The organism is Uliginosibacterium sp. 31-12 (assembly GCF_030548425.1).
GTDB lineage: Bacteria > Pseudomonadota > Gammaproteobacteria > Burkholderiales > Rhodocyclaceae > Uliginosibacterium > Uliginosibacterium aquaticum.
In genome coordinates this window covers 323,705-334,813 of record NZ_JAUOOA010000005.1, presented here as the reverse complement: position 1 = coordinate 334,813, position 11,109 = coordinate 323,705, and the positions used below count along the sequence as shown (strand labels likewise).

The window sequence follows — 11,109 nt, the reverse complement described above, 5'->3', positions numbered from 1 at the left end:
GGAGTGGTAGTTCAGTTGGTTAGAATACCGGCCTGTCACGCCGGGGGTCGCGGGTTCGAGTCCCGTCCACTCCGCCAAGAAAGCAACGCCCTGCAAAACCATGAAACCGGTTTTGCAGGGCGTTTTGCTTTGCTGAGCCGGAACTACGCTTCCTGTCTGGTGAAGTAGCGGATGAGCCTGCTTTACCTGCCATCCACTTCGGGCATGGAGAGAAAAGAGCTCAGATGGAGTCGCGGCGCTTTGCTGTGCTGCTGGTCTTGCGGCCCGGGGTGTTTGTCTGGGGCGCCGGGGCTTTGTACTTGGCCTCGTTGAGAGCGCCGCGTCGGCTGGCTTCGGCCTCTGCTTCAGCCGCTGCGATGTTCATGTTCTCCAAGATGCGCTCGACCTGAACCACGATTTCCTGAGCAGTGGCGTAATCGAGGCGGAAGAAATCCTTGCGCGCTTCTACGTCCACCCGGGTCAAATTGCCGGAGAGTGTCTCCAGGCCGATCGTGATCTTCAGTTCTCCGACCCGGGCACGGGTCTGTTGGCCGTTCAGGGTGCTGTTGACCTCATCTACCTCCAGCATCATCTTGCGCGTGGCCAGTTGCATGGCGTTATCGACCTTGCTGAGCGGCTCGCTGAAGGTGCGCGTGGCGGTGCCGGTCATCTGGTGCGACAGGCCAGCGCCTGCTCCAGCCCCAGCCAGGCTGACTGCTAATGCCGCACAACCATTCAGGCACAGCAGGGTCAGCAGGCAGACCGGCATCTTCAGACTGGAGATGAGCGTTCGGAGGGCGGTCGGGGTGTTTTTCATGATCTGGAGGGCAGGGCGTTTCGATGAGGTGCCCGGATCACTGAGCAGCCCACATGCCAGTGAAAGGGTCTTTCGCGCTCGCCTGACGAAAGCGCATTAAACGTCACTGAGCGGTTGTTTTTCCCGGTGGAGTGGCGACTTGGGGATGCTCGGCAAGCGCCGGCAGCGGACACGCTGCTGCCGATCTGCGTCACTCCTGGGCGGAGTACGCCAGTCTTCGGGACGGCGCAGGCGCCTATCAGCAAAACAGAAGTGTCGATCAGAAAATTCTGTGGAACATTCGCTTGCGTACGTTCTCTATCCATTAACTGCAATTGATGCAGCTTGTTGAGGATGGAAAACATGAATATTCGTCAGGAACTGGGCCTGCTGGCCGAATTGTATGACTCGCCGCTGCTCTCTGAGGTGAGCAAGCAGCGCGTGCGCCGCGCGCTGAATGAAGCGCAGACGGTGGCCGAACGTAATCGGGTGATGGCGGAAGTGCGGGTTAGCCTGCGCTGCCTGCTGGCTTGAGCCCGCGTGGCACAGCCTCTGCGCGTGAGTATTTCTCATTGAATGCTTGTGGGCTCGGGTTTCGGGTGCAGAGCCATGTACCATCCGGCTTCATTTGTTAGAAGAGAAGCCCCTCCCGCATGAAACAGGAAGACCAAGCCCGCCGCGCGATCATGGCTGCGGTGCAACTGCCGCAGGTTAGTGATGTCGAGTTCGAAGCTTCGCTCATGGAGCTGCGCGAACTGGCAAAAACGCTGGGCTTTACGGTGGTGAAGTGCTTTGTGCAGAAGCGCGCTGGTTTTGACCAGACTGGCTACCTCGGGGTGGGCAAGCGCCAGGAAATCGCCGAGTACGTGAATGGTGTGGCCGCTTTTGATGAACTCGATGGCACACCGCTGCTGAGCGAGCCGGAGGGCGGCGAGATCGAGGCGCTTCTGGTGGATCACGAAATTTCGCCTTCGCAGGCCCGTAACCTGGAATTGGCCGTGGGCTGCGAGGTGATGGACCGCACCATGGTCATCCTCGAGATCTTCCACCGCAATGCACGCTCGCGGGCAGCCAAGGCACAGGTCGAGATCGCGCGGCTCGGTTACATGGCGCCGCGCCTGCGTGAAGCGGCCAAGCTGGCCGGGCCACAGGGCCGCCAGCGTAGCGGCATGGGGGGCCGGGGGGCCGGTGAATCGCATACTGAACTGGACCGTCGCAAGATCCGCGACCGGATCGCCGAGCTGCAGCTCGAGATCGTTGCCATGGAGGCCGAGCGCAAGACTCAGCGTGCGCGCCGTCAGGAGCGGAAAGGCCTCGCCGGTGTCGCTCTGGTGGGTTACACGAATGCCGGCAAGTCCACCCTGATGCGGGCACTGACCGGCAGTGAGGTGCTGGTGGCCAACAAGTTGTTTGCGACGCTCGATACCACCGTGCGCGCCCTCTACCCGGAGAGCGTACCGCGGGTATTGGTGAGCGATACGGTGGGCTTCATCAAGAATCTGCCGCATGGCCTCGTGGCCTCGTTCAAATCCACGCTGGACGAGGCGTTGGATGCGGAGTTGCTGCTGCATGTGATTGACGCGAGCGACCCCGGGTTCGAGCGCCAGCTCGAAGTGACCGACCATGTGCTGGCCGAGATCGGTGCGGACGAGTTGCCGCGCATCCGGGTCTTCAACAAGATCGATTTCGTGGGCGACGAAGCCGCTCAGGCCGCCTGCACAGCCGCTCTGCGCGAAAAGTATCCGGACTGCGTGTTGATGAGTGCGCGTAATCCGGCTGACGTGGCGCGCATGCACGCTCGCATCGTGGCTTTCTTCCAGCAGGATTTGGTTGAGGGCGAGCTGCTCCTGCCCTGGTCTGCGCAACAGTTGCGCAAGGACATTTATGCCAGCTGCGCAGTGCTGGAAGAGAGCGCCAGCGAAGAGGGAGCGATTTTCCGGGTGCGCAGCGAAGCGGAAAACCTCGAGCAATTGAGAACCCTGATCGCGCAGGCCTGATCTGCCGGCCCGGTCGGTTTTATCCGGCCGGCATGAGTCCAGGTGGATTCCGGACAAACTCCGCTGGTGCGGCGTATCGCACTCGCCTGTCGGCCCACCCGCATTTCTCCAGCGTAGCCCGCATAAGCTGCGAGCGCCATTCAATCCGGGTGGCTGGCGTAGCTATTGCGCCAGGCCGCACGAATATCCGGGGAGTCCACCAATGCAAGTCCGACGCATCCTTTCTGCCCTGCTGTGTACGACCGCACTGACCTTGAGTGCGGCTGCACAGGCCTATTCGGTCAATGACAGCGGCCGTCTGCTAAATGCCCAGGGCCAGGAAATCCGCCTCAACGGCGTGAACTGGTTCGGTTTCGAAACCACCAACTACACCCTGCACGGGCTGTGGACTATCAACTGGAAAGACTCGATCGCCCAGATCAAGGCCAGTGGTTTCAACGCTGTGCGCCTGCCGTTCTGCCCTAATACCCTGCGTGGCGTGGCCCCCAACAGCATCAATTATTCGGCCAACCCGGATCTTTCCGGACTGAACTCGCTGCAATTGCTCGACAAGGTGGTGAAGCAGCTCTCAGCGGAAGGCATGTATGTGCTGCTGGATCATCACCGCCCGGACTGCAACGCGATTTCCGAGCTGTGGTACACCGACAGCTACACCGAAGCACAGTGGATTGCCGATCTCAAGTTCGTGGCGGATCGCTACAAGAGCGTCGCCGGCGTGATTGGCCTAGATCTGAAGAACGAGCCGCATGGGGCGGCAAGCTGGGGCAACAGCAAGGCCACCACGGACTGGAACAAGGCCGCCGAGCGTGCAGCCAAGGCCGTGCTGGCAGTGGCGCCGGACTGGCTGATGTTCGTTGAAGGCATCAGCGCCAATGATGGCTGCTCGGATTACCGTGCTTACTGGTGGGGCGGCAACATCACCCCGCTGAAGTGCTATCCGCTGGACATCCCGCGTAACCGCCTGGTGCTCTCGCCGCACGTGTATGGCCCGGACGTTTACATGCAGCCGTATTTCAGCGACAGCGCCTTCCCGAACAACATGCCGGCGATCTGGGATGCCCAGTTCGGTTTTGCGGCCAGCCTCAACTATGCCGTGGTGCCGGGTGAGTTCGGCGGCAAGTATGGTCAGGGTCAGGCCAAGGACAAGATCTGGCAGGACAAGCTGGTCGATTACCTGATCGAGCGCCGCATCACCAACTTCTTCTACTGGTCGTGGAACCCGAATAGCGGTGACACCGGCGGCATCCTGCAGGATGACTGGAAGACCGTGCGCAGCGACAAGCTGGCCCTGCTCAAGCGCCTGATGGTGGTGAATGCCTCGACCAGCAGCGCTTCGTCCAGCGTGGCTTCCAGCTCAGCCGCCTCCAGTAGCGCCGCTTCCAGTGCTGCGGCGTCTTCGCGTGCGGCCTCCAGCAGCAGCGTCAGCAGTGCGGCCAGCTCCTCCCGCGCCGCGTCCTCTGCGGCTGCGTCGAGCGCAATGGCAGCCAGTTCTTCGCGTGCTTCGTCCAGCGCCACTTCATCCGCCGCCAGCTCGGCCGCCCGCAGCTCGGCGGCGAGTTCTGCAGCGAGTTCGGCGAGCAGCTCCAGCGCCGCGGGGGCCGGCTCGGTCAGCGCCAGCTACACCGTGAACAATGATTGGGGGTCGGGCTACTGCGCTACCGTGCGTCTCACCAATACCGGCAGCAGCAGCGTGACCTGGAGCGCCGCGATGAACGTGGAAGGAAAGCTCAGCCAGATGTGGAATGCCACCTGGAGCCAGAGCGGCAGCACGGTGAGCTTCAAGGGCATGGCCTGGAACGGCAGCCTAGCTGCGGGGGCGGTGAATACTTCGATCGGCTTCTGCGCCAATCGCTGAGAACGACGCCAACCCAGGAAAAACGGCCCTTTACGGGCCGTTTTTCATTGTGGCGACACCGGGCGGGCGGTTTCAGCGAGTGGTGCTGAATTGCTTTACAGCGGCGCGGGCGGCTAGCGGATCGTCGCTGAAGAAGCCATCCACGCCGGCCTTCAGGTAGGCAGCGATTTCGCTGGCCATGTCGCCGCGCGCACTGGCTGAGCTGCGATCGCCCTGGCGTAACTCGGCGGGCAGGAAGGGGTTTTCCGGACGCAGGGTCCAGATGTGGATTGCCAGCCCCGCAGCGTGGGCGTCGGCCACGAAGCGGCCGGGCTGCCCGAGGTGGTTGTCGGCGGTTCGTGGGATCACGATTTCCTTGTATGGGCCTACTGCGTCGGCATAACTGGCGATCTCGCGCAGGCCGGCTGCAGTGGTCAGGTCGGCATAGCTGCGTGGGTCCTGGCCGGCGATGAAGTCCCACGGCTTGTTGCGCGGCGTGCCATTGGCGGCCGGCGCGTTAGCCGGGTTGTCGAGCAGTTGCACCAGGGGCAGATCGGTCATGCCGCGCAGGCGCTTGAGGTTGCCCACTTCGAAGCTCTGGATGAAGACCGGTGCCTGTTTGCCGCGCCAGCCGGCCGCATGCAGGGTGGCCACCATTGGCTCTTCGAGCGGCAGGCCGAGCTGGCGGAAGTAACTCGGGTGCTTGGTTTCAGGGTAGATCGCAATGCGCTGGCCGGTCTTCTGTTCATGGGTCTTGACCAGGGCAATCACTTCGTTGAGGGTCGGGATCTCGAACTGGCCGTCGAAGGCGGTATTGGCCGGGCGATTGGCCGGGATGCGTTCGCGGGCACGCAGGGTCTTGAGTTCGGTGAGCGTGAAGTCTTCGGTGAACCAGCCTTCCACCGGGATGCCATCGATTTCCTTGCGCGTTTTGCGGCGGGCGAATTCCGGATGGCGGGCGACATCGGTGGTGCCACCGATCTCGTTCTCGTGGCGGGCGACCAGCACGCCGTCACGGGTGATCACGAGATCCGGCTCGATCACGTCGGCACCTTGTTCGATGGCCAGCTGATAGGCGGCGAGGGTGTGTTCGGGGCGATGGGCGCTGGCGCCGCGGTGGGCAATCACCAGTGGCTGCGCGTCAGGCGCGCGGCCAAGGCGGAGGCTGTCGGTGGCGCAGGCAGCGAGGCTCAGGCTCATGGCGATCAGGGGTAGGAGGAAGGATGGCTGCATGGTAATCCTCGTGAATTCGGATGGGGAGGCGGCCGACCCTGCCACCGGAGAGGCAGGGCCGGGCAGGCGCTCAGCGGGCGTCGACCAGCGCACGGATATCGAGCAGGGTCAGCTCGTTGTCATCCGGCTTGCCGATCTGGCGGCCTGAGGAGTAGGGGAAGTTGTTGTCGTTCACGACCACGATGTGATGGCGGTCGACGATCGTGAGCCCCTCCGGCCCGAGGTGCGGCAGCACGAAATTGTCTTCGTTGGGCCCCAGTTTTGCCCGGTGCTGCGGGTTGGCGATGCGGGTCAGATCGATATAGGCGATCTTGCGCACGAAGCCATCAGCGTCCAGGTTGGCCAGATCGATCTTGTAGATGCGCTTGAAGCGGGCCGGGCGGGTGAAGCAGTCGGTGCGCAGTGGCTCGGCCGGGCAGCCGGGGCCGGCGCCTTCGCTGGCGTCATCGTGTTCGATTACGAGGCCGCTGCCGGCGTCCAGCAACTGGAAGTCTGCCGCCACATTGCCGGCTTCTTCGAAGCGGTACTTCCATTCGCGGCCGGTGTAGCGTTGGCTGGCCACATCAAGTTCGAGGATATGGGTATAGGGTTTGCCGTCCGCCTGCTCGAAGGCCTTGGTGGTGGCGTCGTAGAGCGGCCACTCGAACATCGGGTAGAGCGTTTTGCCGTCGGGCGACTGGGCCATCGGCTCGAAGCCGCCCGAGCGGCGTACCTGCCAGGCAGGCACGCCATCGGAGGGCAGGTTGCCGACGCGGCCATTCAGATAATGGTCCGGCGAGCGGTAGGCCTTGCCATTGACGACGGTTTCGATCACGCCCAGCACGCGGCCTTCCGGCGTGACGCGCAGCACGTAAGGCCCGAATTCGTCGCCGATCCACCATTCCTTGCCGACGACCTGGATCGACTCCACATCCACATCGGCGCCGGTCAGGTAACGCTCCTTGCTGTTCTCGTTGAGGATGAAGAAGGGCAGCTTGCGATCCGGGTCGTGCAGGAAGATGGTCTTCTCGATCCGGGTCTTGCCACTGGCCCAGTCCACCTTGAGGCGATGCACCATCAGCAGGGCATCCTGTGAATTGATCTTGTTGCCGAAGCCGTTGTCGGTGAGGGCCAGGAAATGCTCACGGTCCAGTGCCACGATGCCGGAGAACCCCTGTACGGCCTGACCCTTGATCGGCAGGGCTCCGCCCGAGGCGCGCGGCGCCTTCGGGTCGCCTACGGAAGTATTGGTCCGCTCCGTGCCGAGTTGATCCTTGCGGGTGCGCTCGTTATTGGCGAACTTGCCGGCCGTGGCGAACAGCGGGCCGGCGGCTTTCGGCGCCTGGGTCGCGGTGTTGAAGGGCAGGCTGGCATGACCGGCGAGCTCTGCTGTGACGGCTTGTTGCGCGGCGGCCAGACTGCTCCAGGCGGCGAGCAGTGCGGCGATCAGTTGTTTATGGGCGTGATGCATCGATGATCCTCTGGGCTTGCGGATGGAAAACCCGGCACTCTGGCGGAGGGCGATGACAGGGGCGCTACGGGAGGATTGCGGGGTGGTGAATCCTGCGCACTGATCAAGCACTACGACCGAATTTCATGCACCTTGCCGGCGCCTGAAGGAAGATGATTCCCTTGCTTGCCGAGTGCTGAAACCGCATAAGAAGATTTTCTGCTCCTTGCTAGAGGCGGTTTTCCGACAGGTTGGATATTGCGCCGCAAAAAAACGGGAACGTCTTTTGCTGGGCTTCAGGTGGAAGCTGGCTGGCTTCCGGGTGATGGCACAACGTTTTCAGGCAGGGAGATGATCATGAGCACTGAAGAAAACCATGGCTATGTGGATGCTGCTGATTTCATGGCGGATGTTGAAATCGAGCGCCAGGAGTATCTGGACGAGACCCATCTGGAGAGCACCCAGTTCGGCGCCGGGCGCTGGGCTGACGAGTTCCGCAGCGTGCTCTGGTAAAGCAGACCGGAGTCGCGTTCGAGGATTGGCTGGCAGAGGCACTCTGCCAGTTTTTTATTCTGGCGTGCCCTGCGCCAGCGCGGTTTCCATGGCTTGCGCCAGACGGAAGTCCAGCTCCGTGATGCCGCCCGCATCGTGGGTGGTGAGCGCGACCTGGACGCGGTTGTACACGTTGCGCCATTCCGGGTGGTGATCCAGCGTATTGGCTGCGTCGGCCACGCGGGTCATGAAGCCAAAGGCCGCGCGAAAATCATCGAAGCGGAAGGTCTTCACGAGTTTGCCTTCCTGCACTTGCCAGGGGTGTTCGTTGTGGGTGTTCAGCGTAATCAGTGCGGCCTGGATCGCGTCATCCTCAAGCAGGGGCGGGCGCATGGCTTTCTCCTCGGTGCGGGGCAGCTTCCAGCCTAGCCGACGCCGGCGCGCAAATCAGTCGCCGTGGGGTGAGCAAACGTAAAAAAAGGATGGCCGCAGCCATCCTTTTTTCATTGCCGGGGCGCGACGCCTTACGGAGTCGGCGTCCAGCCAATGGCGCTGAACACTGCGTTGCGATCGCCGAGGCCGGCGGTGCCGAGATCCGTGGCGGTGAGTTGCAGGCTGTTGCTCGAGCGGCCCGAGACCGTGAGCGGATTGCCGCTCATGTCCATGCTGCCGTACTCGCGCCAGCCGGTGCTGGCGGTGGCCGTCGCCGGGTTCGGTGCCGGATTGCCGGAAACATTGGCAGCCCAGCCCAGCGGGATGATGTGGGTATCCATCTTGCAGCTCACGAAGGCGATGTTGTCCACCCAGGTGCCTGCTGCAGCGCGGGCCAGGTAGCTGGAGGCATTGCTGCCGGTAGCTACCTTCACGCCGGCGGGGCCGTCAGCGTAGGTCAGCGAGCTGTTCAGGAATACGAAGCCCTTGCCGCCGGAGTAGGTGCGGGCCTGCAGGATGTAGCCCCCCGTGCCGTTGGCATAGCTGGCGTTGCTGGCGGGGTACTGCGAGTCGCCGATCATTTCGATGATGCTGTTTTCGAACAGCGACGCGTAGTTGTTGCCCCAGATGAAGTCCACATTGCCGGACACCTTGGTGTTGTAGAACCAGGTGTAGCCCTGCAGTTGCAGCGTGTCCTGCTCGCTGTAGAAGTCAGCGTTCTTGGCGATCAGGCGGTGGCCGCTGGTCAGCGTGGCGGTGCTTGATTTGAAGAAGATGACTTCGGCCTGGTTCGAGTAGGTGCTGGCGCGGGTGTGGGTGCTCTTCAGGGTCAGCGTATCGAGCGTGAGCAGATCGCTGTTTTCCGCGAAGAACACGGCACGGCCGCCACCCGAGGTCGGCGCGCCGGTGGCGCTGGTGCCACTACCCGAGTTCAGGGTTTCGTAGTTGTTGTACTGCATGACCACACCGGAGCGGCTTTCGCCCTGGATGGTGACGCCAGCACGGTTGTAGAGATACAGCAGCTCGTTGTAGGTGCCGTTCTTCACCGCGATGACCGGGTTGCTGACGCTGCTGTTGGTCATCACATGGTTCAGTGCGCCCTGCACGCTGCGGTAGTCAGCGCTGCTGCCGTCATCGTCCACCGTGATGGTGGTGAGCGTGGCGGCCGGTGCCGTCGATTTGGTGGTGAAGCTCCAGCCTGCGGCTTTGCCGATGCCGGCGAAAGCCTTGCCGTTGAGGGTGGCGCCGCTGAAGGCGGTGCTGGAGATGCCCACGTAGTAGCTCGTGCCGTAGGCCAGCTTGCCGCTGTGGGGCGTGATGGTCACCGTGTTGCCACTGATCTGGATCGGGGTGGTGGCCACGCCGCGCCGGTTGCTGCCGGAGACGCCGATGCTGTCGCTTTCGCCGCTCAGATTGATGCGGTCGACCAGGGTGCCATCGCTCTTGAAGATGCGGATGGTGCCGGCGCTGCCCAGGGTCGGGGCGGAATCGAAAGTCAGCTTCAGATTGTCGTCGGTGTAGGCGGTGGTGGCTGCCGGGGCCGGATAGACCTGGCTGGCGCTCAGCGAGTAGGTGGCGGTGGAGTCCACGTACTGCGGGGCGATGGTGGCGGCGATCTTCTTGATCAGCGTGCTGTCCGAGCCGCTGGTGAAGGTGATGTTTGCCGTGCCGGCAGTCAGCGGGGTCAGGGTGACGGTCGTGCTGGTGCCGGTGGTGGCGCCCTTGCTCACGCTGACGACGCCGGGCTTGTCGGAGACCACGCTGAAGTCGTCCGCAGTCGTGCCATCGCTCTTAGCCGCATTCACGGTGATCGTGTAGGGGCTGTCACCCGCATCGGCCGCATACGTGGTCGCTGCCGGGCTGATCGAGAACAGCACCGGCTTGTCGGCCGGATTGCCTACCTTGATGTCGTCGATGAAGAAGGACTTGTTGTTGGTGAACAAGCCGATCTTGCCGCTGGTGAAGGTCGCGTCGGTCGTCGTGCCGAGGTTTTCGCCATCCATGTAGACGGTGATGGTGCTGCCGGAGATTTCCAGGCGCACCTTGTACCAGTTGCTGTCCTGGCTGATCGCGCGCTTGGTCTGCACGGCGCGGGTGATGGTACCCGCCTTCATGTAACCGGCTTCAACCTGGGTGCTGCCGGTGCTGTTCTGCACGTTGAGGCCGCCGAGGTACCAGTTGTTGCTCGCTGTGTAGCGACCGAGCATATAGAGCTGCTTGTTGCCGGTGGTGCCGTTGGTGAGGGGCTTGATGCGAGCCTCAACGTAGTAGTCCGCCTTGTTGCCGAGCTTGGCCGTCCACACGGCATCTTTGATCAGGGCGATCACGGCATTGCTGGCCGTGCCGCCTGCGGTGTATTTGAGGGCCTTCGTCGTGGCGCCGGCAAAGTCGGTAGTGTCTTCTACGCTGAAGGCGCCGCCGGTGTTGGCCGTCAGATCCCAGTTGTCTGTGTTGCCGGCCTGGAAATCATCGCAGAAGTAGAGATTGCTGCTGGTGGCTGGGCAGGTCTGGGCGCTGGCCACCGAGCTGGTGCTGGTTGCCGTGCTGGAGGCAGCGTTGGAACTGGCGCTGCTGTTAGTGGCCGCACTGGATGTGCTGGCTGACGTGCCTGCGCTCGAAGCACTGTTTGCCGAGCCGCCTGTTTCCGATGAGCCGGAGCTGCCACCGCCGCCGCAGGCGGACAGCACCAGCGCGCAGAGCAGCGTTGTTGCGGCAAGGCTGCCGCATCGCTTGATCATGTTCATTTTGTCTCCTCTTGTTTTACATACCCCGGACCCACCTGTGAGTGGGCCCGACCACCTGCCTGCCCGCCGCATGGCGCCAGATTCTGGCGACCAGGCCTGCGGGCATCGAACTTCCCCACACCGGAGACGGCCTCTGCTTCGCGTGCAGAGGTGCCGGGGCCAGTGTGGCCATT

At 62.8% G+C, this 11,109-nt stretch carries 10 protein-coding genes and 1 tRNA gene; 5 read left to right on the top strand and 6 right to left on the bottom strand.

Features of this window, described 5'->3' with window-relative positions; translation table 11 throughout:
* Window positions 1-77, top strand: a tRNA-Asp gene (locus Q3Y64_RS12085).
* 143 nt (window positions 78-220) lie between these two features.
* On the opposite strand, the gene Q3Y64_RS12080 is transcribed toward Q3Y64_RS12085, so the two are convergent.
* Both Q3Y64_RS12080 and Q3Y64_RS12075 read right to left on the bottom strand, forming a co-directional pair.
* On the bottom strand, window positions 221-796 hold the full coding sequence (locus Q3Y64_RS12080) for a DUF3568 family protein (protein ID WP_101941208.1): 576 nt from the start codon (window positions 794-796) through the stop codon (window positions 221-223).
* Window positions 793-1,140, bottom strand: coding sequence for a hypothetical protein (locus Q3Y64_RS12075; protein WP_143707352.1), 348 nt, complete (start codon window positions 1,138-1,140; stop codon window positions 793-795). The genes Q3Y64_RS12080 and Q3Y64_RS12075 overlap by 4 nt, the downstream gene beginning before the upstream one ends.
* On the opposite strand from Q3Y64_RS12075, the gene Q3Y64_RS12070 reads away from it, so the two are divergent.
* From Q3Y64_RS12070 to Q3Y64_RS12060, 3 genes are all read left to right on the top strand, one after another.
* The gene (locus Q3Y64_RS12070; protein ID WP_158239145.1) at window positions 1,139-1,309 is read left to right on the top strand and encodes a hypothetical protein; all 171 of its coding nucleotides are present in this window, start codon (window positions 1,139-1,141) and stop codon (window positions 1,307-1,309) included. The two genes, Q3Y64_RS12075 and Q3Y64_RS12070, sit on opposite strands and share 2 nt — an antisense overlap.
* Window positions 1,310-1,428: 119 nt before the next feature.
* Window positions 1,429-2,772: a GTPase HflX gene (gene hflX, locus Q3Y64_RS12065; RefSeq protein ID WP_303562163.1), complete on the top strand. Its 1,344-nt coding sequence runs from the start codon at window positions 1,429-1,431 to the stop codon at window positions 2,770-2,772.
* Between the two features lie 202 nt (window positions 2,773-2,974).
* Window positions 2,975-4,627 carry a cellulase family glycosylhydrolase gene (locus Q3Y64_RS12060; RefSeq protein WP_303562161.1) on the top strand — a complete coding sequence of 551 codons (1,653 nt, stop codon included), beginning with the start codon at window positions 2,975-2,977 and terminating at the stop codon, window positions 4,625-4,627.
* A gap of 72 nt (window positions 4,628-4,699) precedes the next feature.
* Here the strand turns inward: Q3Y64_RS12060 and Q3Y64_RS12055 are convergent, their stop codons facing one another.
* A complete protein-coding gene (locus Q3Y64_RS12055) occupies window positions 4,700-5,839 on the bottom strand; it encodes a glycerophosphodiester phosphodiesterase (protein WP_303562160.1) in 1,140 nt (379 codons plus the stop codon).
* 70 nt (window positions 5,840-5,909) lie between these two features.
* Window positions 5,910-7,289, bottom strand: coding sequence for an esterase-like activity of phytase family protein (locus tag Q3Y64_RS12050; RefSeq protein ID WP_303562157.1), 1,380 nt, complete (start codon window positions 7,287-7,289; stop codon window positions 5,910-5,912).
* Between the two features lie 336 nt (window positions 7,290-7,625).
* Here Q3Y64_RS12050 and Q3Y64_RS12045 point away from each other — a divergent pair, with 336 nt between their 5' ends.
* Window positions 7,626-7,781: a hypothetical protein gene (locus Q3Y64_RS12045; protein WP_158239144.1), complete on the top strand. Its 156-nt coding sequence runs from the start codon at window positions 7,626-7,628 to the stop codon at window positions 7,779-7,781.
* A 54-nt stretch (window positions 7,782-7,835) separates the two neighbouring features.
* Here Q3Y64_RS12045 and Q3Y64_RS12040 read toward each other — a convergent pair whose 3' ends face one another.
* Together Q3Y64_RS12040 and Q3Y64_RS12035 are read right to left on the bottom strand one after the other, a co-directional pair.
* Window positions 7,836-8,153, bottom strand: a complete 318-nt coding sequence (locus Q3Y64_RS12040; protein ID WP_101941202.1) for a 4a-hydroxytetrahydrobiopterin dehydratase — start codon at window positions 8,151-8,153, stop codon at window positions 7,836-7,838.
* 131 nt (window positions 8,154-8,284) lie between these two features.
* On the bottom strand, window positions 8,285-10,930 hold the full coding sequence (locus tag Q3Y64_RS12035) for a pectinesterase family protein (protein ID WP_303562154.1): 2,646 nt from the start codon (window positions 10,928-10,930) through the stop codon (window positions 8,285-8,287).
* Between the last annotated feature and the right edge of the window lie 179 nt (window positions 10,931-11,109).

Bases quoted from the DNA above. Each gene is read 5' to 3' on its own strand.
- hflX (WP_303562163.1), top strand. From the start codon at position 1,429: ATGAAACAGGAAGACCAAGCCCGCCGCGCGATCATGGCTGCGGTGCAA.
- Q3Y64_RS12045 (WP_158239144.1), top strand. From the start codon at position 7,626: ATGAGCACTGAAGAAAACCATGGCTATGTGGATGCTGCTGATTTCATG.
- Q3Y64_RS12055 (WP_303562160.1), bottom strand. From the start codon at position 5,839: ATGCAGCCATCCTTCCTCCTACCCCTGATCGCCATGAGCCTGAGCCTC.
- Q3Y64_RS12060 (WP_303562161.1), top strand. From the start codon at position 2,975: ATGCAAGTCCGACGCATCCTTTCTGCCCTGCTGTGTACGACCGCACTG.
- Q3Y64_RS12040 (WP_101941202.1), bottom strand. From the start codon at position 8,153: ATGCGCCCGCCCCTGCTTGAGGATGACGCGATCCAGGCCGCACTGATT.
- Q3Y64_RS12075 (WP_143707352.1), bottom strand. From the start codon at position 1,140: ATGTTTTCCATCCTCAACAAGCTGCATCAATTGCAGTTAATGGATAGA.
- Q3Y64_RS12080 (WP_101941208.1), bottom strand. From the start codon at position 796: ATGAAAAACACCCCGACCGCCCTCCGAACGCTCATCTCCAGTCTGAAG.
- Q3Y64_RS12035 (WP_303562154.1), bottom strand. From the start codon at position 10,930: ATGATCAAGCGATGCGGCAGCCTTGCCGCAACAACGCTGCTCTGCGCG.
- Q3Y64_RS12070 (WP_158239145.1), top strand. From the start codon at position 1,139: ATGAATATTCGTCAGGAACTGGGCCTGCTGGCCGAATTGTATGACTCG.
- Q3Y64_RS12050 (WP_303562157.1), bottom strand. From the start codon at position 7,289: ATGCATCACGCCCATAAACAACTGATCGCCGCACTGCTCGCCGCCTGG.